This is a genomic window from Marivirga salinae, assembly GCF_030503855.1.
In the GTDB taxonomy this organism is placed as follows: Bacteria; Bacteroidota; Bacteroidia; order Cytophagales; family Cyclobacteriaceae; genus Marivirga; species Marivirga salinarum.
Genome location: NZ_CP129971.1, coordinates 1497354 through 1523470, shown reverse-complemented (window position 1 = coordinate 1523470; position 26117 = coordinate 1497354). Strand labels below are relative to the sequence as shown.

22 protein-coding genes and 1 tRNA gene are annotated in these 26117 nt (G+C 34.8%); 9 read left to right on the top strand and 14 right to left on the bottom strand.

Features of this window, described 5'->3' with window-relative positions; all coding sequences use genetic code 11:
* The first annotated feature begins 334 nt into the window (after positions 1–334).
* Positions 335–517, top strand: a complete 183-nt coding sequence (locus QYS49_RS06505) for a hypothetical protein (protein ID WP_308350908.1) — start codon at positions 335–337, stop codon at positions 515–517.
* 222 nt (positions 518–739) lie between these two features.
* Here the strand turns inward: QYS49_RS06505 and QYS49_RS06500 are convergent.
* The 4 genes from QYS49_RS06500 to mltG form a co-directional block, all read right to left on the bottom strand.
* Positions 740–824: transfer RNA gene (locus tag QYS49_RS06500), tRNA-Ser, on the bottom strand.
* Positions 825–911: 87 nt separating this feature from the next.
* A complete protein-coding gene (locus QYS49_RS06495; protein ID WP_308350907.1) occupies positions 912–1784 on the bottom strand; it encodes a YihY/virulence factor BrkB family protein in 873 nt (290 codons plus the stop codon).
* Between the two features lie 59 nt (positions 1785–1843).
* Entirely contained in the window at positions 1844–2248 is a 405-nt protein-coding gene (locus tag QYS49_RS06490; RefSeq protein ID WP_308350906.1) for an acyl-CoA thioesterase, read from the bottom strand.
* A gap of 3 nt (positions 2249–2251) precedes the next feature.
* The gene (gene mltG / locus QYS49_RS06485; RefSeq protein ID WP_308350905.1) at positions 2252–3286 is read right to left on the bottom strand and encodes an endolytic transglycosylase MltG; all 1035 of its coding nucleotides are present in this window, start codon (positions 3284–3286) and stop codon (positions 2252–2254) included.
* Positions 3287–3380: 94 nt separating this feature from the next.
* Between mltG and QYS49_RS06480 the strand changes: the two genes are divergently transcribed.
* From QYS49_RS06480 to lgt, 6 genes are all read left to right on the top strand, one after another.
* The gene (locus tag QYS49_RS06480; protein ID WP_308350904.1) at positions 3381–4004 is read left to right on the top strand and encodes an L-threonylcarbamoyladenylate synthase; all 624 of its coding nucleotides are present in this window, start codon (positions 3381–3383) and stop codon (positions 4002–4004) included.
* Between the two features lie 22 nt (positions 4005–4026).
* Positions 4027–4656, top strand: coding sequence for a WbqC family protein (locus QYS49_RS06475; protein ID WP_308350903.1), 630 nt, complete (start codon positions 4027–4029; stop codon positions 4654–4656).
* A 90-nt stretch (positions 4657–4746) separates the two neighbouring features.
* A complete protein-coding gene (locus QYS49_RS06470; protein WP_308350902.1) occupies positions 4747–7347 on the top strand; it encodes an ATP-dependent Clp protease ATP-binding subunit in 2601 nt (866 codons plus the stop codon).
* A 567-nt stretch (positions 7348–7914) separates the two neighbouring features.
* On the top strand, positions 7915–8178 hold the full coding sequence (locus tag QYS49_RS06465; RefSeq protein ID WP_308350901.1) for a hypothetical protein: 264 nt from the start codon (positions 7915–7917) through the stop codon (positions 8176–8178).
* A 1087-nt stretch (positions 8179–9265) separates the two neighbouring features.
* On the top strand, positions 9266–9733 hold the full coding sequence (locus tag QYS49_RS06460) for an Lrp/AsnC ligand binding domain-containing protein (protein WP_308350900.1): 468 nt from the start codon (positions 9266–9268) through the stop codon (positions 9731–9733).
* Positions 9734–10540: a prolipoprotein diacylglyceryl transferase gene (gene lgt, locus QYS49_RS06455; protein WP_308350899.1), complete on the top strand. Its 807-nt coding sequence runs from the start codon at positions 9734–9736 to the stop codon at positions 10538–10540.
* 97 nt (positions 10541–10637) lie between these two features.
* Here the strand turns inward: lgt and QYS49_RS06450 are convergent, their stop codons facing one another.
* Positions 10638–11168: a hypothetical protein gene (locus tag QYS49_RS06450; RefSeq protein ID WP_308350898.1), complete on the bottom strand. Its 531-nt coding sequence runs from the start codon at positions 11166–11168 to the stop codon at positions 10638–10640.
* Positions 11169–11627: 459 nt separating this feature from the next.
* On the opposite strand from QYS49_RS06450, the gene uvrA reads away from it, so the two are divergent.
* Positions 11628–14492, top strand: a complete 2865-nt coding sequence (gene uvrA, locus QYS49_RS06445; protein ID WP_308350897.1) for an excinuclease ABC subunit UvrA — start codon at positions 11628–11630, stop codon at positions 14490–14492.
* Between the two features lie 177 nt (positions 14493–14669).
* A complete protein-coding gene (locus QYS49_RS06440) occupies positions 14670–15563 on the top strand; it encodes a bile acid:sodium symporter family protein (protein ID WP_308350896.1) in 894 nt (297 codons plus the stop codon).
* A 3-nt stretch (positions 15564–15566) separates the two neighbouring features.
* Here the strand turns inward: QYS49_RS06440 and QYS49_RS06435 are convergent, their stop codons facing one another.
* From QYS49_RS06435 to QYS49_RS06395, 9 genes are all read right to left on the bottom strand, one after another.
* A complete protein-coding gene (locus tag QYS49_RS06435; protein ID WP_308350895.1) occupies positions 15567–15809 on the bottom strand; it encodes a DUF4834 domain-containing protein in 243 nt (80 codons plus the stop codon).
* A gap of 209 nt (positions 15810–16018) precedes the next feature.
* Positions 16019–18832 (bottom strand): carbamoyl-phosphate synthase large subunit, encoded by a 2814-nt coding sequence (carB, locus tag QYS49_RS06430; protein WP_308350894.1) that lies wholly within the window; start codon positions 18830–18832, stop codon positions 16019–16021.
* A gap of 76 nt (positions 18833–18908) precedes the next feature.
* Positions 18909–19511 carry a class I SAM-dependent methyltransferase gene (locus QYS49_RS06425; protein WP_308350893.1) on the bottom strand — a complete coding sequence of 201 codons (603 nt, stop codon included), beginning with the start codon at positions 19509–19511 and terminating at the stop codon, positions 18909–18911.
* Positions 19504–20343, bottom strand: coding sequence for a UbiA family prenyltransferase (locus QYS49_RS06420; protein ID WP_308350892.1), 840 nt, complete (start codon positions 20341–20343; stop codon positions 19504–19506). The genes QYS49_RS06425 and QYS49_RS06420 overlap by 8 nt, the downstream gene beginning before the upstream one ends.
* Positions 20344–20463: 120 nt before the next feature.
* Positions 20464–20814 carry a 50S ribosomal protein L19 gene (gene rplS, locus QYS49_RS06415; protein ID WP_308350891.1) on the bottom strand — a complete coding sequence of 117 codons (351 nt, stop codon included), beginning with the start codon at positions 20812–20814 and terminating at the stop codon, positions 20464–20466.
* 101 nt (positions 20815–20915) lie between these two features.
* The gene (gene trmD / locus QYS49_RS06410; RefSeq protein ID WP_308350890.1) at positions 20916–21596 is read right to left on the bottom strand and encodes a tRNA (guanosine(37)-N1)-methyltransferase TrmD; all 681 of its coding nucleotides are present in this window, start codon (positions 21594–21596) and stop codon (positions 20916–20918) included.
* Entirely contained in the window at positions 21586–22134 is a 549-nt protein-coding gene (rimM, locus tag QYS49_RS06405) for a ribosome maturation factor RimM (protein WP_308350889.1), read from the bottom strand. Before rimM ends, trmD begins: the two co-directional genes overlap by 11 nt.
* 12 nt (positions 22135–22146) lie before the next feature.
* Complete coding sequence (locus QYS49_RS06400) at positions 22147–22752, bottom strand: 30S ribosomal protein S16 (RefSeq protein ID WP_308350888.1); 606 nt, start codon at positions 22750–22752, stop codon at positions 22147–22149.
* 102 nt (positions 22753–22854) lie between these two features.
* A complete protein-coding gene (locus QYS49_RS06395; RefSeq protein WP_308350887.1) occupies positions 22855–25950 on the bottom strand; it encodes a sensor histidine kinase in 3096 nt (1031 codons plus the stop codon).
* Positions 25951–26117: the final 167 nt, after the last annotated feature.

Below are 26117 nucleotides of genomic sequence, written 5' to 3'. Positions count from 1 at the left end.
TCCAAATCGCTATGACGATAAGAATTATATTTAAAATGTACAGCTATGGAATCGAATCTGTGGAAAAAAGATTAAACCCAATAAAATTGACTTAACACATGCGTTCTTAATTGGCTATAAAGCTTCTCCACGTGGTAATATTAAGATAATAATGTAACTAATCTAGCAGGATGTAATAAATACTGAGAGAATCCAGTTTATAAGCTCATCAGTCATTTTTTGGGTTTATAAATTAGTCATTATAGAGGCTAATGTATGCTCTGAAAAAATTTTTATAATTTAGAATAAAATCATCTAAATTGATATTTATAATTTTTTATAAAAATTTATAACCTTGAATAAGGATTTAGTACTGAAAATATCACGGGAATTCACTTTGGAAACCTTGGAAGAACTAAAAGGAAATGAGATAAAATTGTTGAAGATCAGCCTCGATGAAATGAAATTAGGTACAGGTGATGTGATGGTGAAAATTGATGAATTAATAAAAGCAAAAAGAGACGAAAAAAAGTTTTGACACCCGCTCTTGACACCCATAAACGCTAAAAACCGTCCATATCGACAGGTTTCGTTGTTTAATGCAGAGGTGAAGGGATTACTCATACGCACATGGCATGCCGCACAGCCCCTCGTGAACCTGCGGTTTCGAACTGGGTTCTCATCCCTCCTTTCATTAATTCCTGATATTTTTAGACACAAAAAAACCCTGACAGTTTTCACTATCAGGGTTAGCTAATTGCAGAGGCGGAGGGATTCGAACCCCCGGTACCTCGCGGTACATTGGTTTTCAAGACCAACGCGATCGACCACTCTGCCACGCCTCTAAATCAATAAAAAAGATTCGCTTTATGCGAATCGGATTGCAAATGTAGGTGAAAATATTTTTTATACAAATGGAATCCTAAAAAATATTATTCAGCTTTAATTTTATTCTTTTTTCTGGCCTTTTCTAAACTCACATTCAACTGTAAACCTACAATTAAAAACAGGGACAAAAAGGAGAACCAAATCATGATGGCTATCAATGCTCCAATTGAACCATAAAGCTTATTGTAGGTACCGAAATTATTGATGTAAAAAGAGAACCCAAAAGAAACTGCCAAACATAAAAAAGTGGCCAAAATAGAACCAGGATTAAAGAAATGCCATCTTTTATGAATTGCTGGCGCCCAATAATAGATAACCGATATTGCAATTTGGAAAAGGAAAAATATGGCTAAAAACCTTAATCCAATAAATATATAAACCTCAAAGCTGTCGCTTATGATACCGAAATCTTCCAAGAAATAAATTAATTGCTGGGCAACAACTAATAAGACTATTGATAAAAATAAAACAAAGGCTAACAGAAAAGTTAATCCTATAGCAATTACTTTAGCTTTAAAAAAACCTCTGCTATCTTTTGTGCGATAGGTTTTATTGAAAGCAGACATTAATGCACTAGTACCGTTGGTCGCAAAATAAAGCGCAAAAATAAATCCGACAGATAATAAACCTCCTCTTGATTTTGATAAAATATCGTAAATAGTGGATTCTGCCTCTTGATAAATGGAAGTAGGCATGGTCTCTTGTAATAAGTCCATCACCTCCTGGGTTAAATTATCTATAGGCAAATAAGGTATAAGTGTGAATAGAAAGATAATGGTAGGAAAAATGGCTAAGGTAAATTGAAAAGCTACATTATTGGCCCTTTCAATTAAATTATGATCACTAAGTTCGTCTATAAAAATTTTTATTAAGGTGAAATAGGATACACCGCTTCTCTTGAGGCGCTTTCTTTTCAAGAAGTGAATGAACCTTCTCAAAAAGCCAATTGACAATATAATTCTTAAATACTTAAACCTCATTTGAAAAAAGGACGCATAATTTTAACCAATATTTCGGGCATCTGACAAGGTTTTCCTGTATTTCTATCTACAAAAACCAAAACGGTAAATCCTTTATGGATTAATTTATCATCTTTGAAAACCTCATATTCATATCGAATCCTAGTATCAGGTAATTTAGGTATAGATAATTTAATAGTCAATTCATCATCATATCGGGCAGGTCGTAGATACTTGGAATAATTTTCCAAAACGGGCATAATCACACCCTCCTCTTCAATTTCTTTATAAGATAATCCTAAGCTACGGATAGATTCTGCCCTTGCTACTTCAAAATAAGTGGCATAATTTCCATAATAAACATAGCCCATTTGGTCGGTTTCGGCATAGCGAACCCGTATTTTGTGTTCAAATTGATACATAAATTATTTGTAAATATTTGAGCGATTTAAAGCATTTTGATAGGCTCTTGCATTATTATTATGCTGCCTTAAATTGGTTGCAAAAGCATGATATCCTGAAAAATCAGGTTTTGCACAGAAATAGATATAGTTATGTTCCTCAGGATTTAAAACGGCATCTATAGATTCAATTTCTGGTAAATTGATTGGCCCAGGAGGTAATCCCTTATATTTATATAAATTATAGGGCGAATCCACCTCTTTATGAACATTCAACACTCTTTTAATGGTAAAATCCCCAACTGCATAAACCAAAGCAGGGTCTGCCTGCAACCTCATATTTCTGTCCAATCTATTCAAATACACTTCTGCGATTTTAGGTCTTTCATCAGACTGTATGCTTTCCGCTTGCACTATAGAGGCCAAAGCACTTACTTCTGTTGGAGACAACCCTAGAGCCTCTGCTTTTTGCTTTCTTTCATCATTCCAAAATCTTTGATATTCAGCATACATCTTATCAAATAGTGCTTGCTCTGAGATGGTATAATAAACTTCATAGGTATTCGGGATAAACATACTAAGGATATTCTCTTGGGTAAATCCATAAGTAGTTATCAAAGAATCATTATTCAAAAGTCTCAGAAATTCAACTGAATCAGCTTGAAGATTATCGGTGATCTTACCAGCCAAATCTGGTTTTAAGCGAACATTATTAAAAGTAGTGGTAGTAGGTATTTGTTCTCCAGCTCTCAACATTCTAACCGCTTGAAGATTGGTCATGTCTTTTTTCATCAAATAAAGACCCGGCTTCATGTTTTCTTGATAATCCAACAGCTTTGCTACAAAACTAAAGGACAGCATGTCATTTACTATTCCCCTATCATAAACAATGTCCTGCAAATCTTGAAAATCCATATCCTGCTCTATCAAAATCACTTCATCACCTTTTTCTACTAAAATATTTTCAGAGAAAAAAACCTGATAAAAATAGAAAACGAAGGATGTTATGAGGATAGAAAACACTATCACAAACCCTATTAGAAATTTATTTCTTTTCATATACTATGCAATTGACTTAAATTAAAATGCAAATTTAAGGATTTTGTTTGGGCTTGAACTATTCTATTTAATTTCAAATTGATTAATATTGTATATGGCAGCTGAATTTATCAAATTATTCGAAGAAAATCCTGACCCAAGGAAAATCCAACAGATTGTAGACATTTTAAAGGATGGGGGAGTTATAATTTATCCTACTGATACTATTTATGGTTTGGGTTGTGATTTAACCAACAGAAAAGCCATCGACAAACTCTGTTGGGTAAAAGGTATTAAACCAGGGAAAATCAATCTATCCTTTATCTGTGAAGACATGAGCCATATTTCAGATTATGTGAAAAATCTCTCTACACCAACATTTAAGTTGATGAAGAAAAATTTACCAGGCCCCTTTACATTTATATTGCCCGCCAATAGCAATGTTCCGAAAATCGTCAATGCCAATAAAAAAACGGTAGGAATCAGGATTCCAAATAATAATATCCCGATCGCTCTCGTAAAAGCTTTGGGAAATCCACTCATTACAACTTCCATAAAGGATGATGACGATATAGTAGAATACCCTACTGACCCGGAAGAAATCTATGAATCCTTTAAAAACTTAGTGGATGTAGTAATTGATGGTGGATATGGGAATAATAATCCTTCAACTGTAATAGATTGCACTAAAGAGCCTGCGGAAATCGTTAGAGAAGGATTAGGAGAAATCATTTTATAAATTTCGAGGAATTAATTTCTAAATGCATAAATCCATTTTAATAGAATTACAGTATTTACCTTCAGTAGCATTTTTTTCTAGCCTTGAAGGAAAAGAGGAAATGATTTTGGAAGCAAATGAGTTTTTTGAAAAGCAAACCTATAGAAATCGATGTCATCTGTTGTCATCTCAGCAGATTGAAATCTTAACTGTTCCGCTTCAAGGTGCTAATAAAAAGATCAAAACAAGAGATATTAAAATAGATAATAGTCAAAACTGGAGCAAAAAACACTGGCGAAGCATACAAACTTGCTATGGTAAATCACCCTTTTTTGAATTTTTTGCAGATGAATTCCAACCTATTTATGAAAAGGACTATCTTTATTTATGGGATGTGAATTTAGATTTACTGACAATCTGTCTTAAAATTACGGGTCAAAAAATAAAAATTACCGAAAGCGGCAGTTATGAAAAAAAGGTTTCAGAGAACGTTATGGATGCCAGGTCGTTAATACACCCTAAAAAACCAGAAATTTTAAATCAATTTCATAAACCAAAAGCCTACAACCAGAGTTTTGGCAACAATTTTGAACCGAACTTAAGTGTTATAGATTTGTTGATGAATGAAGGACCAAATACAAAAACTGTCATTCAGCAGTCAATTTTTAAATAAATTAAACCTTAGGTTTTTTATTTAGTTTTTATAATAGTTACATTTAAATATGCCTTCGGGCATTAAGTTAGAATATCGAGCAGTAAGCATATGGAAGCAAAATTTTCAAACAGAGTTAAAGAGGTAATTTCTTTGAGCCGTGAAGAGGCGCTTAGATTAGGCCATGACTATATTGGTACAGAGCACTTATTACTAGGAATGGTAAGAGAAGGGGAAGGCGTGGCGATCAGTCTCTTGAAAAAGCTTGGGGTTTCGCTCGATGAACTTCGAGGGGAATTAGAACGAAGCACAAGAGGAACCGCTACGAATAACGTAAAGAATCTAGCCAATATACCGTTGACAAAGCAATCTGAAAAAGTATTGAAAATTACTTATTTGGAAGCTAAAATTTTTAAAAGTCAATTAATCGGAACTGAGCATTTATTATTATCCATTTTGAGAGATGAAGACAATATCGCTTCTCAAGTGATGGAAAAATTTGATGTGAATTACGATGTGATTAAAGAGCTATTAGAATATCAAACCCAAAATCCTATGGCATCTTCAGATACTGATGATAGCGATGAGGATTCAGGTAAAATATTTGGCGGAAGTGGCTCAAGAGAAACTAGTGGTGGAGGCTCCAGTGGATCCAAAACTAGTGAAAAATCTAAAACACCTGTTTTAGATAACTTCGGACGCGATTTAACGAAAATGGCTGAAGAAGATAAATTAGATCCAATAGTTGGTCGTGAAAAAGAAATTGAGCGTGTAGCCCAAATTTTATCAAGAAGAAAGAAAAACAATCCAATTTTAATTGGTGAACCAGGCGTTGGTAAAACTGCCATTGCGGAAGGTTTAGCATTAAGAATTGTGCAAAGAAAAGTTTCTAGAGTTCTTTTTGGTAAAAGAGTAGTGACTTTGGATTTAGCTTCATTAGTAGCCGGAACAAAATACAGAGGTCAGTTCGAGGAAAGAATGAAAGCCGTAATGAATGAGTTGGAGAAATCTCCAAATGTTATCTTATTCATTGATGAGTTGCACACTATAGTAGGTGCAGGTGGCGCTTCAGGTTCTTTGGATGCCAGTAATATGTTTAAACCAGCCTTAGCAAGGGGCGAAATTCAATGTATAGGTGCCACTACTTTAGATGAGTATCGTCAATATATTGAAAAAGATGGTGCATTAGCTAGACGTTTCCAAATGGTAATGGTAGACGCTACCACTCCTGAAGAAACCAGAGAGATTCTAATGAACATCAAAGATAAATACGAAGAACATCACAATGTTAATTTTACAGATGATGCAATTGAATCTTGTGTAAGATTAAGTGATCGTTATATCTCTGATAGATTTTTACCTGATAAAGCCATTGATGTAATGGATGAAGCAGGTGCAAGAGTTCACTTGAATAATATCCATGTTCCTGATGAAATTGTGAAGTTAGAAGCTTCAATAGAAGACATCAAGAAAGAAAAAAATCAAGTTGTTAGAAGTCAGAAATATGAAGAAGCAGCTCGATTAAGAGATACTGAGAAAAAACTTATAGATGAGCTAGAAGCAGAGAAAAGAAAATGGGAGGAAGACACTAAAGCTAAGCGATACACGGTAACAGAAGATAATGTTGCCGAGGTTATCGCCATGATGACAGGTGTTCCAACTAAGCGTGTAGCTCAAAATGAAAGTGTGAAGTTGAAAGGAATGGGCGATGATTTGAAAAAGCAAGTCATTGGACAAGATGAAGCGATTGGAAAACTTTCTAAAGCTATTCAAAGAACAAGAATTGGTTTAAAAGATCCGAAAAAACCGATTGGTTCATTCGTTTTCTTAGGCCCAACTGGTGTTGGTAAAACCGAGCTGGCAAAAGTTCTTTCTACTTATTTATTCGATAAGGAAGATGCTCTTATCAGAATTGATATGAGTGAATATATGGAGAAATTTTCCGTATCGAGATTAGTTGGAGCGCCTCCAGGCTATGTTGGATATGAAGAAGGTGGTCAACTTACTGAAAAAGTAAGAAGAAAGCCTTATTCTGTAGTTCTTTTGGATGAGATTGAAAAAGCTCACCCAGATGTATTCAACTTATTATTACAAGTATTGGATGACGGTATCTTAACTGATGGACTCGGAAGAAGGGTTGATTTCAGAAATACAATTATCATCATGACTTCTAATATTGGGGTTCGTGACTTGAAAGATTTTGGAGCTGGAATTGGTTTCTCAAATAGCGCCAAAGAAGATAATTCAAATGAGGTCATGAAATCCACTATTCAAAATGCACTGAAAAAAGCTTTCAGTCCTGAGTTCTTGAATAGGCTGGATGATGTGATTGTGTTCAACCATCTTGAAAGAGAGCATTTACACAAAATCATTGACATTTCATTGAAAAAAGTCTTTGACAGAATGTTGTCTTTAGGGTATGATATTGATTTAACAGACGCAGCTAAAGATTTCTTATCGAAGAAAGGATATGATCAACAATATGGTGCAAGACCGTTGAACAGAGCCATCCAAAAGTATTTGGAAGATTTAGTAGCTGAAGAAATCTTAAATGAAAATATAAAAATTGGTGATTCCATCATAGCAGATCATGATGGTAAGAGCGAAACACTCTTTATCAAGTCGAAGAAAAAGAAAAAAGAAGATAAGAAGGGCAAAAAAGACCAAGATAAAGAAGACACTAACCAAGAAAATAAAAAAGAGGCTGATTAATCAGCCTCTTTTTTTTTGATTTATTTAGGGAATATTGAACACTCTCTCCTACTTCGCTCTATTGCAATCCAACAGATAAGATCGTCATCCCTTTGAAGAAAGGGATCTATTCATTTTAATCTCTGATTAAAATATCCATAGCAGATTATCAAAAGCTAAATATAAAAGTGAAAAGTAATCCATAAAACGGATTATTGAAACGAAGTTTCAATAAGATGAGATTCCCTTCAGCAAGGGAATGACGCACGGAAGTCTGTAAAGTGCTAAAATCAACCACCCCCCTTTTTGATTAGACATTCCCTACTAGACTCTATCACAATCTACCAGATTAGAACGTCATTCCTTTGAAGAAAGGAATCTATCCATTTTAATCTCTGATTAAAATATCGAGCAGCCTATCAATCATAAACTATTAAAACCATCAAAACTTACATCTGTAAATCACTTAATACATCCCGCCATTAGTCACACTGATGGCTTAAATATTGCACTTAAACGATAAAATATAGAATTAATATGAATTAAAGCTGAATTAAACGAGATTTACCTAAATAAAATCATCAAATCATGCATACAACCACTGTGGATAAAACCAACATCATCGAAAAATTCAGCAACCAAATAGAATTAAGTAAGGCTCCCTTTCATGAATGGAAAATAGGAATTGCATCTTTGGAAAGAATTTCAAGGTTAGAAGTGCAGGAAGAAATAGTCTATCAATTTTGTGAAATAGATACTGCAAAAGAAATTTTATTCAACTTTATTGCTCAAGGAGTGCAGACTTGTAAAATGAGCAAATTAAATTTTAACGGAATCTATCTCTATAGATAATTCCCACCTATTCTAAAGCATCGGTAGATAGTAGCTGTAAGGGGAGGATTCGAACCTCCAAGGAGTAGTTAGGCTACAGTTTCCACGATAAACTACCATGTAAATTATCGTGAAATGTCTGCGCTTTGTCCCAAATCTCCACCCCCGAGACAGGAGGGCATGTTTGCCAATTCCATCACCTTACAATATTTACCAACCATAGCTTTAGCGTAGGCTGGTTTTCTTTAATCATTGTTTCAATATTCGCAAAGCGTTTCTTTGCAATATTACCTAAACCCTAGCTGTAAGGGGAGGATTCGAACCTCCAAGGAGTAGTTAGGCTACAGTTTCCACGATAAACTACTATGTAAATTATCGTGAAATGTCTGCGCTTTGTACCAAACCTCCACCCCCGAGATAGGAGGGCATGTTTGCCAATTCCATCACCTTACAATATTTACCAACCGCAGCTTTAGCGTAGGCTGGTTTTCTTTAATCATTGTTTCAATATTCGCAAAGCGTTTCTTTGCAATATTACCTAAACCCTAGCTGTAAGGGGAGGATTCGAACCTCCAAGGAGTAGTTAGGCTACAGTTTCCACGATAAACTACTATGTAAATTATCGTGAAATGTCTGCGCTTTGTCCCAAACCTCCACCCCCGAGATAGGAGGGCATGTTTGCCAATTCCATCACCTTACAATATTTACCAACCGCAGCTTTAGCGTAGGCTGGTTTTCTTTAATCATTGTTTCAATATTTGCAAAGCGTTTCTTTGCAATATTACCTAAACCCTAGCTGTAAGGGGAGGATTCGAACCTCCAAGGAGTAGTTAGTCCCGAGTAATCACAATAAACTACTAGAAGTAAATTATAGCGCTTACTCGGGATTTATCCCAAACCTCCACCCCCGAGATAGGAGGGCATGTTTGCCAATTCCATCACCTTACAATATTTAATCTTTCCAGCACTTTTTGCCTTTCTGATATTTCAAAGGTAATAAAAACATCAATACGTTAAATAATATTTAATAATAATTGATAAAAAATACAGTATTCATAATTTTAATATATTATCTTTAATTTTTTAATAATTTAACACCTTCAAACCCATGGAAAATTATCAACTTGATAATACCGATTTAGCCATATTAAATATCCTGATGCAGGATGCACGCAGACCTTTTACCGAAGTAGCCGAAGAAGTCTTTGTTTCGCCTGGTACTGTGCATGTTAGGATGCGGAAAATGGAAAAATTAGGTTTGATTAAGAATTCGCAGTTGCAAGTAGATCTATCCAAATTAGGTTTAGACGTAACCGCTTTCTTGGGAGTATACCTACAAAAAAGCTCTTTATATGATGATGTAGTCTCAGCTTTAAAAGCCATTCCGGAAATAGTGGATTGTCATTACACCACAGGAGCCTATTCCATGTTTGTGAAAATAGTTTGTAGAGACACCAATCATTTAAAAAATATATTGCACGACTTTATTCAACCCATAGAAGGAATTGAAAGAACAGAGACTTTTATATCTTTGGAGGAAAGTATAAACCGACAAGTTCAATTAAATAGAAAATAAATGCTCAACTACATCATCTGGAACCCCGATGGCACTTTAATAGATTTTGGCTTTTACCAATTACGGTGGTATTCCTTGCTCTTTGGATTAGGCTTTATTTTAGGCTATCAGTTTGTAAAATGGCGTTTCAAAAGAGATGATGTTGATACAAAATTACTGGATAACCTTGCAGTTTATTTGGTGGTAGGAACCATAATCGGTGCCCGATTAGGACATTGTATTTTCTATGATTGGGATTATTACCAAAATCATTTGTTGGAAATCCTGCTTCCTTTCAGGTTTTCTCCATCCTTTGAATTTATTGGCTATAGAGGATTGGCTAGCCATGGCGGAGGAGCAGGAGTCATTATTGCCCTTCTAATTTTTGCATGGCGAGAAAAAATCTCGAAACTCTGGATTTTAGACACCATTGCTTTAGTAATTCCTTTGGCTGCAGCTTGTATTCGTTTGGGTAATTTAATGAATTCAGAAATTATCGGGAATGCTACTAATGTAAGTTGGGCTTTTATCTTTAAGCATATTGATAATATACCTCGTCACCCTGCACAATTATATGAAGCCCTCTCTTATTTAGTAATATTCGGTATTCTATTTTGGCTAGATAAAAAACAAAAATTCCAAAAGGGATTCGTGTTAGGATTAATGCTGGTTTTAATGTTCACCGCCAGATTCTTTATAGAATTCGTAAAAGCAGATCAATCCGCTTTCGAAGCAGATATGACCCTCAATATGGGGCAATGGCTAAGTATTCCTTATGTTATTTTAGGGTTGGTATTTATTTGGTTTGGGATGAAGAGGAAAGAGTAATAAGAATTGATTGCTTAATTCAATATTATCAATTGTAATACTATCTGACACACGCGAAACGCGTGCACCAGCGGGGATATGGTTGTTTCAAAAAAAACTACTGTTTTGTACCTTGAAAATGTAAATCTTCCGAAGAGTCGCTCATATTCATTTTAAAGGTATACGAAAAGCTATGATTTGTCATATCAAATCCTCCAAAGTGTTCATCACTATCATCATGTTCTTCGCTCATGTGATGCATCCATTCGGTTTCTCCCTTATGGATGTCATCCATCATTCCGCCATGGTGACCCCCACCAAGTTTGTGCCCATACATTTCTTCAAAGTCATCGCCTGTTAAACAAACGTATACGCTATCGTTGTGATGGTAATAATTCATAACAAAAGTGGAGTCAAAACTGTCTGAATAACAATGTACACGAATTTCATTTTCACCACTTATGGTTATTTCGGCAGTAGCTGAACTGGTTTCTGCCGCTCCTGCAGTTTTAGATTGTGAACTGCTTAAGGTGCCTTCATAAATACCATCAACAGGTGGATTTGCCTCATTGATTTCTTCTTTTTCACATGCTGTAATCAAAACCAATAACATTACAGCGATTCCTGATAATTTCACTGAATACCTCATAATGAATTTGTTGAAATTTTAACTATTAAATCTAAGAACCCTTTACTTAATCCACTGGATTTAAAAAAATAAATTCCATTAGCCATGAACTGTCTTATCAAAAGCTAGATTTTTCCTAGTTTCAATTTTATCATTACCACTACCAATTATACGACAGTCCTTTTACACTAGTTGTTTTTAATCAGTAGGCTTTCACAATTCTGATTTTTATATGGAAGATTATTGAGCGATTATTTATAACCTGAGATTTATCATACAACTTGACTGTTTTTTTGGTTAAAGGTAGATGAATTTTGAAAGTGTTCCCGAAAGCTAGCAGCGCACGTGTGTCGCGAGTGCTAAGGAAAGTTTTACTTAAAACTTATAGCCTAAAACTCATACCATTCCAAAATAAATCTTTCCCAAAACCAAACAATCCTCTATGCTATTTTGTAAATTAGCAGGTTATAAAATTATAGAATGAGTTTAGTGAAAGAAGCAGATCATAAAGTCCAAAATGCAACCACAGCCAGTCAAGAAGAATACCTTGAAGTAATTGGTGCAAGGGAGCATAATCTTAAAAATATAGATATTTCAATTCCTCGTGATAAACTAGTCGTAGTCACTGGAATTAGCGGTAGTGGCAAATCAAGTTTAGCTTTTGACACCATTTATGCAGAGGGGCAAAGGCGCTATATGGAAAGTTTTTCTGCCTATGCTCGTTCTTTCATTGGCAATATGGAGCGACCTGATGTGGATAAAATTAACGGGCTTTCTCCTGTTATTTCCATAGAGCAAAAAACGACCTCTAAAAACCCACGCTCAACAGTTGGGACTCTTACAGAGATTTATGACTTTTTGCGAGTACTGTACGCCCGTGCAGGTGAAGCCATTTCTTACAAAACAGGTAAGAAAATGCAACGCCAAACCGAAGATCAAATTATCGGACATTTGATCAGTGAATTTCCTGATGCCAAATTGAGCATCTTAGCTCCTGTGGTAAAAGGTAGAAAAGGACATTACCGTGAGCTTTTCCAGCAGATACGCAAAATGGGCTTCACCAAAGCAAGAGTGGATGGAGTGATTTTGGAAATCGATGCCCGCATGCAAGTGGATCGCTACAAAACCCACGATATTGAAATTGTGGTAGACAGAATTGTCGTCAATGAAAAAGATAAATATCGTATCACGCAATCTGTCAAAACCGCATTAAAACACGGTAATGGCATCATGATGGTGCGAGATACAGATGGAAATATCCAACATTTCTCTCAAAACCTGATGGATCCTGAAACAGGATTGGCTTATGATGAGCCAGCTCCCAACAGTTTCTCATTTAATTCTCCTTATGGGGCCTGCCCAACTTGTAAAGGCTTAGGTGAATTAGAAAACATCACTAAAGAAACCGTAATCCCTAATCCTAAATTGAGCATTAGCAGAGGTGGAATTGCTCCTTTAGGTGAATACCGAGATATCTGGATTTTCAAAAAAATAGATGCTTTATTAAAAAATACGGATGTCAATCTGACTACTCCAATTGAGAAATTTCCTGAAGAAGTTCTCAATATTTTGCTTTATGGAAGCAAAATGAAAGTAGAAGTAAGTTCTAAAAAATACCCTGGCACTCAATGGAGTACTAGCTTTGAAGGAATTATCAAATTCTTGCAAAAACAACAGGAAAGCGGCACTGATAAAATGCGAGATTGGCTAGAAGAGTATACTGTCGTCCAGAAATGCCCGGATTGTAATGGACAACGATTAAAGAAAGAATCACTTCATTTTCTAATTGACGGAAAAAATATCTCAGAATTAGCTTTAATGAGCATAAGCAATTTAGGGAATTGGTTTGAAAATATTGAAGAAAGGCTTTCTGACAAGCAAAACCTTATCGGTGCTGAAGTTTTAAAAGAAATCCGGAAGCGCGTGGGCTTTATGTTGGATGTTGGATTGGATTATTTATCACTCGACCGACCGTTAAAAACCCTTTCTGGTGGAGAAGCACAAAGAATTAGATTAGCCACTCAAATAGGAACTCAATTAGTAGGTGTTTTATATATTTTGGATGAGCCAAGCATTGGTCTTCATCAAAGAGATAATGCTAAATTAATTTCTGCTTTAAAGGATTTAAGAGATTTGGGCAATACTGTGATGGTGGTGGAACATGATAAAGACATGATGTTGGCTTCGGATTTCATTTTGGACATTGGCCCAGGTGCAGGAAGACATGGTGGGAAGATTGTAGCAGCAGGAACCCCTGATGAATTTTTAAAGCAGGGAAGCAAAACTGCCAAATATTTAACTGGTGAATTAAAAATTGAAATCCCTAAAGAAAGAAGAAAGGGAAATGGCAAAAAACTCCAACTAAAAGGAGCTAAAGGTAATAATTTACAAAATGTTAATGTAGACTTTCCTTTGGGCACCATGATGTGTGTAACGGGTGTTTCAGGAAGTGGGAAATCCACCTTAATTCACGACACACTTTATCCTATTTTAAACCAGAAATTCTATCGCTCCAAAAAAGACCCGATGGAACATCAATCCATTAAAGGATTGGAGCATTTGGATAAAGTGATTGAAGTGGATCAGTCTCCTATTGGAAGAACTCCACGATCAAATCCAGCAACTTATACGGGAGTTTTTACAGATATCAGAGCTTTGTTCAGCAATTTGCCTGAAGCTAAAATAAGAGGTTATAAGCCAGGTAGATTCTCATTCAATGTGAAAGGCGGAAGATGTGAAACTTGCGAAGGAGCAGGTATGAAATTGATTGAAATGGACTTCTTGCCAGATGTTCACGTTCCTTGCGAAACTTGTAAAGGCAAAAGATACAATAGAGAAACTCTGGAGGTTCGTTTCAAAGGAAAATCTATTTCAGATGTTTTGGACATGACAGTGGAGCAAGCAGTTGAATTCTTCACTAATCTACCTAAAATCTTGAGGAAAATTCAGACACTTTCAGAAGTAGGACTAGGTTATATCACTTTAGGACAACATGCCACTACCCTATCTGGTGGAGAAGCACAAAGAGTGAAACTAGCAACGGAATTATCGAAAAAAGATACTGGAAATACATTCTATATTTTAGATGAACCTACCACTGGACTTCACTTTCAAGATATTGAACATCTTTTGGAAGTATTGCAAAAATTAGTGGATAAAGGAAATACCGTTTTGGTGATTGAGCATAATATGGACGTCATTAAAGTAGCAGATTACTTAATAGATTTAGGGCCTGAAGGTGGAACTGGTGGTGGTTCAATTGTTTTTACGGGAACTCCGGAAAAACTTATTAAGTTAGATAATAGTTACACGGGCAAATTCCTGAAAGCAGAATTAAAAGATTGAAACCCATGATTTTTTCATCTCTCTCAGAATAATTTTTATATATTGGCTTTATGAAATAGTCATAAACCATGTACGCCAACCAAAATAAATAAAATAAAACTTTAATGGTTGTTAAGCAGCATATTGAAACATTGACTATTCCATGTGGCCATTGAAAACAATCACATACACATGAATATGGATGAAGTATCGCTTAACTTCAATAGTGAAGGTTTATTGCTGTTAAATTTTTTGCTGGGCTTTATCATGTTTGGCGTTGCGCTGGACCTGAAAGTAGTGGATTTCAAAAGAGTATTACTCAACCCTAAAGCCTCTATTATTGGATTAATCTCCCAATGGGTGATTTTACCAATTATCACCCTGATCTTGATTTTTACATTTGAGCCGAGACCAAGCATGGCATTGGGTATGATACTGGTAGCCTGCTGTCCTGGCGGAAACATCAGTAATTTCATCAGTAAATTAGCTGGAGGAAATGCTGCATTATCGGTAAGTTTAACAGCTATGACGACCTCTGCAGCCATTTTCATGACTCCCTTTAGTTTTGCCTTTTGGTCTTCATTCATTGAAAGTGCTGATGGATTAAAAAGCAGTATTTCCCTCAATATCTGGGATATGTTTTCAACTATTATTTATTTGATAGTAATTCCAGTTGTATTAGGAGTCTTATTTGCACAATACAAACCAACAATTGCTCAAAAAATAAAAAAACCAGTTAATATAATATCAATTGTGATATTTGCAGCTTTTGTAATCATCGCATTCATGAAAAATGCTAATTACTTCCTAGAGTATATTCATATTATTTTTGTCATCGTATTATTCCATAATGGATTAGCCTTCTTAAGTGGCTATTGGATGGCAAAATTGGGTGGATTGGAAGAAAGTGAGCGTAAAGCCATTTCCATAGAAACAGGCATTCAAAACTCTGGTTTAGGATTAGTCTTAATCTTTAACTTTTTTGATGGGATTGGCGGAATGGCCATTATTGCTGGTTGGTGGGGTATTTGGCATATTGTGGCTGGATTAATTATTGCATTTTTTTGGTCAGGAAAGAAGATAATTGCTTAGACTTTACAGCTCTTCATAATCCACATACTCGCCACCTTTGAAATTTCCACCAGTTCTTTTTCCTTTTTGGTTAGGAACATGGTCAATATTAATTCCATCTTTGGTAGTTTTTCCCTTATTGTTTTGCTTGTATTGTCTTTCTTGAGCTGCTTTGTAAGTTCTTCCTAAAAACAATCTAAAAAGAAATCCTCCTATTTTGAAAATAAGATACCCTACCAAAAAAAGGATTAATAAAAATTTAAACATAATATCTGATTCCTAATGGCTCTTGCCAAAATTAAATTTCAACTATCTAAAATAACAAATTCCTGTGGCTAAAGTTTCAAAACTCACCACAGGAATTTGTTTTCACAAAACTAATATTCAATAACTCAAACGATAGTCATTTGGCACTAAATATAAATATATTAAAAAATCTCCTCAAATAATTGCCTAATAGGCTCTATTTTCTTTTACTATCTACTCAAATAAAGGTTTCGTTCAGAAACAATTTTAAGGAAATAATCATCCATCAAATCATCAATGAAATAGATGGATTCTCCCGTTGATTTCATTTCAGGACCTAATTCCTTATTTACATTCGGGAATTTATTGAAAGAGAAGACAGGCTCTTTAATCGCATACCCTTTTCGAGTTGGGTTAAAGTTAAAATCCTTCACTTTCTTCTCCCCTAACATCACTTTGGTTGCATAATTAACATATGGTTCATTATATGCTTTGCAAATAAAAGGTACTGTTCTAGAAGCCCTTGGATTTGCCTCAATGATGTAAACAATGTCATTTTTGATAGCAAATTGAATATTGATCAATCCTTTGGTCTCTAAAGCTAAAGCGATTTTTTTCGTATAGGTTTCAATTTGTGTCAATACAAAATCTCCTAAATTATAAGGCGGCAAAACTGCATATGAATCTCCTGAGTGTATTCCGGCAGGCTCAACATGTTGCATTACACCAATAATATAAACATCCTCCCCATCACAAATGGCATCCGCTTCTGCTTCAATAGCTCCATCTAAGAAATGATCCAATAATACTTTATTACCTGGAATATCACGCAATACATCAACCACATGCTCTTCCAATTCTCTTTCATTGATTACAATCTTCATTCCTTGTCCGCCTAATACGTATGAAGGTCTAACCAACATTGGAAAACCAATATCTTTAGACATTTCCAAAGCATTGTCCGCATCTTCCACTACCGTAAATTTCGGATAAGGAATATCATTATCAGCCAATAATTTAGAGAAAGAACCTCGATCTTCTGCTAAATCTAAGGCTTCGTATGATGTTCCAATAATTTTTATTCCGTAACGATTAAGTTTCTCAGCTAGCTTTAATGCCGTTTGACCTCCCAACTGAACTATTACTCCCTCTGGCTTTTCATGTAAAATAATATCATAGATATGTTCCCAAAAAACCGGTTCGAAATATAATTTATCAGCAGTATCGAAATCAGTGGAAACTGTTTCAGGATTACAGTTGATCATGATGGTTTCATAACCGCATTCTTTTGCAGCTAACACTCCATGCACACATGAATAATCAAATTCAATCCCCTGCCCAATTCGGTTAGGGCCTGAACCTAAAATAATTACTTTCTTTTTACCACTTTCAACCGACTCATTTTCTTCTTGGAAAGTAGAGTAGTAATAAGGAGTTTGCGCTTCAAATTCTGCTGCACAAGTATCTACCAATTTATAAACTCTCTTGATTCCCATTTCGTGACGCTTTTTATAAACCTCACTTTCCAGACACCTCACCAAATGGGCAACTTGTCTATCTGCATAGCCTTTCTGTTTCACTTCCATCATTAATTCCTTAGGAATAGTATCGATGGAATATTTCTCTACCTCTTTCTCTAAAACTAATAACTCTTCGATTTGCTCCAAGAACCACTTATCAATTTTAGTCAGTTTTTGGATCGTTTTGAAAGGGATACCCAATTTAAAGGCATCATAAATATGGAATAATCTGTTCCAGCTTGGGTTTTCTAAGCTGTATAATAATTCGTCTTGCTTTCTAAGTTCTTTTCCATCTGCTCCCAATCCATTCCTTTTGATTTCTAAGGATTGACAAGCTTTTTGAAGGGCTTCTTGAAAGTTTCTTCCAATCCCCATGGCCTCCCCTACAGACTTCATAGAAAAACCTAGTCTTCTATCAGAACCTGGGAATTTATCGAAATTCCAACGAGGAATTTTTACAATTACATAATCTAAAGAAGGCTCAAAATAAGCAGATGTGGTTTTAGTAATTTGGTTTTTAAGCTCATGTAAATCATAACCAATAGCTAATTTAGCTGCAATTTTTGCGATTGGATAACCTGTCGCTTTAGAAGCCAATGCAGAAGAACGAGAAACCCTTGGGTTAATCTCAATTCCGATAATATCATCATTTTCAGGATTCACGGCAAATTGCACATTACAACCACCAGCAAAATTTCCGATACCTTTTATCATTTTGATAGCCAAATTCCTCATTTCCTGATAAACAGTATCAGGTAATGTTTGAGCTGGCGCCACAGTGATAGAATCCCCCGTATGAACACCCATTGGATCAAAATTCTCTACAGAACAGATCACAATTACATTCCCTATATTGTCTCTTAGAATTTCTAGTTCGTATTCCTTCCAGCCTAAAATACTTTGCTCGATTAGTACTTCATGAATTGGCGAAGAATGCAATCCGTCTTTTAATGCATTGTCAAATTCCGCAGGATCTTTTACAATAGAACCGCCTAGTCCACCTAATGTAAAAGAGGAGCGAATCACTAAAGGGAACCCTATTTTTTGTGCAATCTCCTTTCCTTGCAAAAAGGAAGTAGCTGTTTCACCATCACATACGCCAACTTCCAATTCCTTCATTTTTAAGCGGAATAGCTCTCTATTTTCCGTAGTGTCAATGGCATCAACATCTACTCCAAGCATTCTCACCTTATATTTATCCCAAACCCCTGCTTTATCGCATTCGATGGCAAGATTCAATGCAGTTTGACCACCCATAGTTGGTAAAACAGCATCTATATCATGCTTCTCTAAAATTTCAATAATTGATTTTTTAGTCAGCGGCTTCAAATAGATATTATCGGCTGTTACCTCGTCTGTCATGATGGTAGCAGGATTGGAATTGATGAGTGTTACTTCAATTCCTTCTTCCCTCAACGAACGAGAAGCTTGAGAACCTGAATAATCAAATTCGCAGGCTTGTCCGATAATGATAGGACCTGAACCGATGATAAGTACTGACTTAATACTGTTGTCTTTAGGCATGAGCTTTTTATTTGTTTTCGGGGCTAAATAAATTGGGCAAAATTAAGATGATAAATCCGAAATCGAAAGGAGTTAGTCAATCAATCTTTTGATAAATTCTGCTTTCTACCATAGAATGATAAAAAAGGGCTTTTCTCTTGAAAATAAAATTATACTTTTTGAAAAGTGAATCGAAATCAGCTAATTTCTTCACCTTTAAATTGGTTGCCCAATTAAAAAAGAGATACATAATATTAATCAATAGTTTATGGCCTCTGTTTTTAGGATAAAAATCTGTTTGAATCCAGCTCCCCTCTTTATTCAATAAATTTTTAAGACCTGAAAAGATTTGATCCAGTTGCATTTCATCAAAACAATCCAAAATAAAAGGGGAGATGACATAGTCAAATTTATCATTAGTAGTCCATTCTAATATATCAGCTTGAACAAACTCTATTCTTGAATTTGAATTTACCTTTTTTGCTTTTCTAATCATTACTTCAGAAAGCTCTAGGTATGTGATATGGTGTGAGGAATTGAAATTCTTTAAGATTTCTCCAGTTCCTCCACCTATTATAAGGATTTTACTACTTGATGGGATAGTATCTAAAAAATATTTTCCTGCTTTTTCAAGCTGCTGACTAAAAATTAATCTTTTTAGAAAATCATATAGGAAGGCTATCCGATTAAAATTAGCCATCTATAATGATGATTTCAATAATAGGAAGAACAAATACAATATCTCCTATTACTCTGTACCATTCTTCTTGCCTCAAAACTACCTCCTTACTCAACACCATAGCCAAAACAGAAGCCATCAAAATAAAAATAGCTTGGTAGTCTAATAACTCCTCCGCATTGAAAAACAAAAAGGAGGATGACCATATTAAAACAAAAGCAAAAAGAAGAAACAAAATAACTCTTCTCGAAAAATCAGCTCCTTTTACAGTCGCAAAAGAATTGAACCCAAGCTTCTTATCTACTTTATATTCAATCATATTGAATAAAATAAGATTGATACTAGCTAACAAAAATAGTTGAATCCAAAAATAAATTAAAATGGGTGGAATGCTCTGAATGTAAGCGAAAGTAGGCAAACAAATTCCAGTAGCATAAACTAAGGCTATAAACCATTCTTTCCCCCAGTAGACCTTTTTTCTAACAAAGTGAATGAAAATAAGATAACAGAAAACAGCAAAACCTAATGCGAGCCCATATCCTATCAGGTATGGTTTTAGATTTTGAAGTAAAAAAATCAAGCCCATACTCACAATAGCAATCAAACCAAAAATATAGGGGGCATTTTTATAATGGATAATATGCCGAAATAATGCATCTTGTGATTTTATTTTTCGGGCATCCAACAAATGGTCTATAGTGTAGATCAGCCAAACCGTTAGTCCTAAGGCTAGAATTGCAGAAGAGGGAATATCTGCGTTAAAATAATTACCAATCCATCTGGCACTAATGACAGCCCCTGCCACCACATCCAAACTAAATGCCCTTATGTATTGATAAAACTTAGCAAACATCAATGTAAAACTAGAATAAATCTAAGAATTAATTCATTTTATCGGTTTAAAATTAAAGTTCACCGAAAAAAAAAGGCGATTATGTTTCCATAATCGCCTTAAATACTTTTAGAATATCGCTTAGATTTTTTCCTTAATTCTAGCAGATTTACCCATTCTACCTCTTAAGTAGTAAAGTTTAGCTCTTCTAACAGAACCTCTTCTAACAACTTCGATTTTATCGATAGCTGGAGAGATTAAAGGAAAGATTCTTTCAACACCAATTCCACTTGAAACTTTTCTTACAGTAAAAGTAACAGAGTTACCAGAACCCCTTTTTTGGATTACAGCACCTTGGTATTGCTGAACACGTTCTTTATTTCCTTCTTTAATTTTCACGTGAACATTCACAGTATCACCTGCCTTAAAATCAGGAAATTTACTTACTGCTTCGTGATATTCTTTTTCAATTTCTTTGATCAAATCGCTCATGGCTCTTTCTTTTTTCCTATAATGGTTTCGGTACTATGCCCGAAAAACGGAGTGCAAATATAAGGATAATTTTATTCTTTGCATCCCCAAACAATATTTTTTTATTCTTTTTTAAATAAATCTGGTCTTCTCTCCTCTGTTCTTTTCACTGCCTGCTCAAATCTCCACTTTTCAATATTGGCTGCATGGCCTGATAATAATACATCAGGCACTTTTAAACCTTTAAAATCTGCTGGTCGACTATAAACCGGAGGCGCTAATAATCCATCCTGATAAGAATCTGTTAGTGCTGAAGTTTCATCTGATAAAACACCAGGTAATAATCTAACAATGGCATCTGTCACTACTGCGGCTGCTAATTCTCCACCAGAAATCACATAGTCGCCTATACTGATTTCTTTAGTGATATAATGCTGACGAACTCTTTCATCTACTCCTTTATAGTGCCCACAAAGAATTAATAAATTTCCTTTGAGCGCAAGCTGATTTGCTAAAGTTTGAGTGAATTGTTCACCATCAGGACTCATATAAATCACTTCATCATAAGTCCGTTGAGATTTCAAATCATCAATTGCAGCTGCAATGGGCTCTATTTGCAACACCATTCCTGCTCCACCTCCATAGGCATAATCATCTATACTTCTCTGCTTATGAGTAGAATAAGTTCTTAAATCATGAACATGAATTTCAACTAACTCTTTTTCTTGAGCACGTTTTAAAATACTATCAGAAAAAGGCCCTTCTAAAAGCTTTGGCAAACAAGTTATAATATCAATCCTCATCTTGCTCACCTTCCTCTTCCATATACAATTCTAACAAGCCTTCTGGCAAACTTACTGTTAGTAGTGATTTATCTCTATCCACATTCAAGATTACATCATCATTAATTGGAATAAGCACTTCTTTGCCTTTATATTCCATCCCAATCAAATCTTGATGACCTGCTTCAAAGACTTCTTTCACTACCCCTAACATTCCTTTTTCAGTATCTTCTACTTGAAAACCACTGATTTCATGAAAATAAAATTCACTTCCAGTTAATTTGGGAAGGTCAGTTAAGGGCAAATGTAAAGTACAGCCTCGTAAAGCTAAAGCGGCATCTTTATCTTCAACATCTTCAAACTTTACTAAAGCCTCTTTATTTTTAACTTGGATATGCTCAATAAAAAAAGGAACCAGTTTTCCGTTTTGCAACATGAATACTGATTCCATTTCTTGATAATCCTCAGGATAATCTGTATCCAGGGAAATATATAATCCTCCTTTTAACCCATGAGGCTTTAATACCATACCTAATTGAAAGCATTGGTCAAGCTTCATGGCTGAAGGAAATTAATCTTCTTTCTTTTCTTCTTCAGATTTCTCCTCAGATGCTTCAGCTTTTGGAGCTTCTTCCGCTTTAGGAGCCTCTTCAGCAGGAGCTTCTTCTGTTGCTTCCTCTTCAGCAGGCGCTTCTGCCGCTTTTGCTGCAGCTTCAGCCTCGTCTTGACGCTTCTTAATAGCTTCCGCTCTAGCTTCGTTTACTTTAGCTTCAGCTTCTAATCTTTCTTTCTTCTCAGCTGCTTTTTTATCTGCTAAAGACTTCTCTTTACCTTCAATTGAAGCTTCTTTGTCTTTCATCCAAGCTTCTAATTTCTTATCGGCATCCTCTTGAGTCATAGCTCCTTTAATCACACCAATTTGCAAATGCTTTTTATAAAGCAAGCCACGGTATGATAACATAGCACGAACCGTATCGGTTGGCTGGGCACCATTCATTAACCACTGAAAAGCTTTTTCGTTGTCCATCTCAATAGCGGCAACGGGCGTATTCGGGTTATAAGTACCAATTTTTTCAATAAAGCGACCATCACGTGGTGCACGGGCGTCTGCTACGACTACATCGTATATCGCCAGTTTTTTTCGACCTCTACGGGCCAATCTGATTTTTACTGCCATTTCTTAATTTTGTTTTAGCAATTACGAAGGATCACGTCCTTCTCTTAATTAGTTTGCAAAGGTAATGAAAAAAGATTATAAATATAAATAGCCTTTCATTATTTACTTTGAACTACAGTTTTTTCCATTTTTCGGATCTAAATTAGGGATTTCAATGTGAAAACTAGTGCCTTTATATTTTTCGGATTCCATTTTAATAGAGCCACGAAGCTTTTCTACTGTCTCTAATATTATATACAAACCCAATCCTGAACCAGTACTTCTCTCTGTTGCTCTATAAAACATCTTAAACACCTCTTCTTGATCTTCCTTAGAAATGCCTATACCGTTGTCTTCAATTAAAATGCGAGCAAATCCAGAATTACTTTCCACTTCAATATTCAAGTGAGGCTCATCTTTTGAGTCATCATAATACTTAAGAGCATTTGAAATCAAGTTTCTAAAAATAACGGCTATTCTTCTTTTATCACTTATAAAAAGTCCATTTTGATCAATATTTACTTTTTTCGCAATTTTATCTTCACTATCTAAAAAAGATAATTCATCAATTATACTATAAACAGTGGATTCAAAATCCACCTCATCGCAAACTACTTCTTTACGCTCATTACTGGAAAAATCAATGATCTCAGCAATAAAATCATCCAATCTTTTTACGCTTTTCTCCATTTTATCCAGATAATCAAATGTGTTAGTTGGGTCTTTGCGAGATAAATTAATGAGTCCTAATAGAGAAGCTAATGGAGATCTTAAATCATGAGATGCACTATAAACAAAACCATCCAACTCACTATTAACCTTCATCAATTTTTTATTCATTTTTTGAATTCCACTTACTCTCCAATTATAAATTGCATACACCAAAAAGAATGTAATGAGTGCCAATAAAAAATAAAACCAAAAGGTTTCATAGAATGCAGGCTTTACTTCAAAATAGAATTTCGCAGGTTGTTTAGTCCATAAACCATGATTATTGGTTGCAAAGAGCAAAAAAGTGTACTTTCCAGGAGGCAAGTTGGTATACTCGGCTGATCTTACTCCTGAAACTTCAGTGAATGCCGGATCAAAACCTTCCAGTTTATATTTAAACCTTGTTAAATCAGGCGCTAAAAAGCTTAATGAGGTATAATTAAATTTATATCTATTTACTTGCGAATGTACTTTAATATTAGTTTGATTTTCATAAGTGCTATCTTGTGTTTCTAAATTCTCTACGTAAACCTTGGGAAGGTCAGTATTCATATTTATTTTTTCTGGAGAAACCACACTTACACCTCCAAGAGTAGGTATTAATAATTTACCTTTATTTGACTTTAATGATCGAACTGCTCCCGTACATTCGTCATCATACATACCATCCGATTCAGTTATTAATCGAGAGCTTACTTTATAATCTGGCTTGTTTAAAAACTTATTGATTTCATCTTTATCTACATAAATTATACCTCTATTTGTAGTAATCCAAACATTTCCATTATCATCTTCAAGCCAATCAAACATACTTAAACCACTATAACTTCTTGCAAAGGTCAACTCCTTAATTTTTTGTCCATTGACATAAAACAAACCAGCCGTTGTCACAGCCCATAGAACATCTGGACTATCAATGTGGGTATTAAAAACGATAATTCCTTGATCATTATCGGTTAAAGAAATATTCTCAACATTCTCATTTGTATTTATAATTACTACTCCTCCACTATGAGTACCCAAATACAATTGCCCTTTTTCATCTTCTTCAATGCTGAGTATAAAGTCTGCCTTTAAACCATTACCTCTATCATAAACCTTTACGACTTTCTCATCTTGAATTTTTATTAATCCACCGGATCTACTTGCAACCCAAATATTTCCATTTTTATCTTCCAATATCCTCCGTAAATCAAGAGAAGGTAAGCCATCTAACAATCCATACATTTTTTCTGAAGCACCATTCTTCCGTAACAATCCTTTATAGCTGGCAATCCATACAGTTCCATCGGCTTGTTCATAAACATCTCTGATACCAGTTGGCTTTATAGCATTTTTTATTTCATAAGGCTTGATTTGATTTGAATTTAAAGTAAATATATTTCCATCATCACAACCTATGAAATATCCCTTCCCATTCTTTCTTTGAGTTACTATATTGATGTTATCATTCTCTAAACCATCAAAACGATTGAAATTAATAATTCCAGTTTCTTTTAGTTGAACCAAGCCATTTCTTCCTGTTGCTAGCCAATAACTCCCTTCCGAATCAAGCATAATATCATTGATTCGGGTCATATCTATAAAACCAGATGACGAGACAAATTCTTCTCTTCCTGATTTTAAATCAATTCTTCCTAAGCCGTTATCAGAACCTGCCCATAGAAATTGTTCAGAAAGTAAAATAGCGTTTACTGACTCCCCTTCCATAAACTTAGAAAAACTCAGTTTATCGTTTACAATATAATTTATTCCAGATTGAGTACCAGCAATAATAGAATCACCGATTTGTGAGATTACATTAACAATATTACTTTTTAAACCATTGTTTATATTATAATGAGCTTTAACCTCATGATCTTTTATCAAAAATATGCCATTACCTTCCGTTCCAATATAAATGCTTCCGTTCTTAGCTTCATAGAGCGACAAAACATTACTGTTTTCTATAATTTCATGCTGAAATTTATAAATACTATCCCCTGAAAATATAAATAAGCCTTGATTCACAGAACCAATCCACATATCCCCTTTTCGATCAATGATTACATCTTCAACAGAAGAGGGCATCTCCCCATGGGTAGCTTTAAGCTGTTTAAAACCAGAATCTTCATCATACTGTACTAAGCCACTGCTTTGGGAGGAAAAATATAATGTATGACCGACTGGACTATGATATATATTTCTAAAACCACTACTTCTTAAAAACGATAATTCATTTTGATCAAAAGTAATAGTCTTATAACCATCAAATTTTTGTACCCCGTTATAGGTAGTTAACCATATATATCCAGAATGTGATTGTAAAACATTAGTCACATTATTTGCTACCAAACCCGCTGATTTTACTGACCATTCTGTGGCCATTAAACGCTTTAGAGGAACTGGATCTTTACTCACAGATTGAGCATAAGTGTAATCTATAAAATTCAAAAATAAGAATGTTAAAAAACTACATCTCTTCAAGACTGATCCAATCATATTTCCCCTATTAGACTTTTTGTTCATTTGATTATTTAAGCTATTCTTTAAATATTACAAAATATATCTGATTAAACAAACATTATTTATTTTCGCTTATATAAATATATATTTCAAATTCCCTTAACATATAGAGCGCAATAGCGTTAATAAAGGCTAAATGCCTGATAATCTTAATAAATCGTATAATCGTT

Excerpts from the sequence above, each read along its gene's own strand:
- QYS49_RS06490 (WP_308350906.1), bottom strand. The coding sequence starts at position 2,248 with ATGTATCAATTTGAACACAAAATACGGGTTCGCTATGCCGAAACCGAC.
- mltG (WP_308350905.1), bottom strand. The coding sequence starts at position 3,286 with ATGAAAAGAAATAAATTTCTAATAGGGTTTGTGATAGTGTTTTCTATC.
- QYS49_RS06480 (WP_308350904.1), top strand. The coding sequence starts at position 3,381 with ATGGCAGCTGAATTTATCAAATTATTCGAAGAAAATCCTGACCCAAGG.
- QYS49_RS06475 (WP_308350903.1), top strand. The coding sequence starts at position 4,027 with ATGCATAAATCCATTTTAATAGAATTACAGTATTTACCTTCAGTAGCA.
- QYS49_RS06470 (WP_308350902.1), top strand. The coding sequence starts at position 4,747 with ATGGAAGCAAAATTTTCAAACAGAGTTAAAGAGGTAATTTCTTTGAGC.
- QYS49_RS06465 (WP_308350901.1), top strand. The coding sequence starts at position 7,915 with ATGCATACAACCACTGTGGATAAAACCAACATCATCGAAAAATTCAGC.
- QYS49_RS06460 (WP_308350900.1), top strand. The coding sequence starts at position 9,266 with ATGGAAAATTATCAACTTGATAATACCGATTTAGCCATATTAAATATC.
- lgt (WP_308350899.1), top strand. The coding sequence starts at position 9,734 with ATGCTCAACTACATCATCTGGAACCCCGATGGCACTTTAATAGATTTT.
- QYS49_RS06450 (WP_308350898.1), bottom strand. The coding sequence starts at position 11,168 with ATGAGGTATTCAGTGAAATTATCAGGAATCGCTGTAATGTTATTGGTT.
- uvrA (WP_308350897.1), top strand. The coding sequence starts at position 11,628 with ATGAGTTTAGTGAAAGAAGCAGATCATAAAGTCCAAAATGCAACCACA.
- QYS49_RS06440 (WP_308350896.1), top strand. The coding sequence starts at position 14,670 with ATGGATGAAGTATCGCTTAACTTCAATAGTGAAGGTTTATTGCTGTTA.
- QYS49_RS06435 (WP_308350895.1), bottom strand. The coding sequence starts at position 15,809 with ATGTTTAAATTTTTATTAATCCTTTTTTTGGTAGGGTATCTTATTTTC.
- carB (WP_308350894.1), bottom strand. The coding sequence starts at position 18,832 with ATGCCTAAAGACAACAGTATTAAGTCAGTACTTATCATCGGTTCAGGT.
- QYS49_RS06425 (WP_308350893.1), bottom strand. The coding sequence starts at position 19,511 with ATGGCTAATTTTAATCGGATAGCCTTCCTATATGATTTTCTAAAAAGA.
- QYS49_RS06420 (WP_308350892.1), bottom strand. The coding sequence starts at position 20,343 with ATGTTTGCTAAGTTTTATCAATACATAAGGGCATTTAGTTTGGATGTG.
- rplS (WP_308350891.1), bottom strand. The coding sequence starts at position 20,814 with ATGAGCGATTTGATCAAAGAAATTGAAAAAGAATATCACGAAGCAGTA.
- trmD (WP_308350890.1), bottom strand. The coding sequence starts at position 21,596 with ATGAGGATTGATATTATAACTTGTTTGCCAAAGCTTTTAGAAGGGCCT.
- rimM (WP_308350889.1), bottom strand. The coding sequence starts at position 22,134 with ATGAAGCTTGACCAATGCTTTCAATTAGGTATGGTATTAAAGCCTCAT.
- QYS49_RS06400 (WP_308350888.1), bottom strand. The coding sequence starts at position 22,752 with ATGGCAGTAAAAATCAGATTGGCCCGTAGAGGTCGAAAAAAACTGGCG.
- QYS49_RS06395 (WP_308350887.1), bottom strand. The coding sequence starts at position 25,950 with ATGAACAAAAAGTCTAATAGGGGAAATATGATTGGATCAGTCTTGAAG.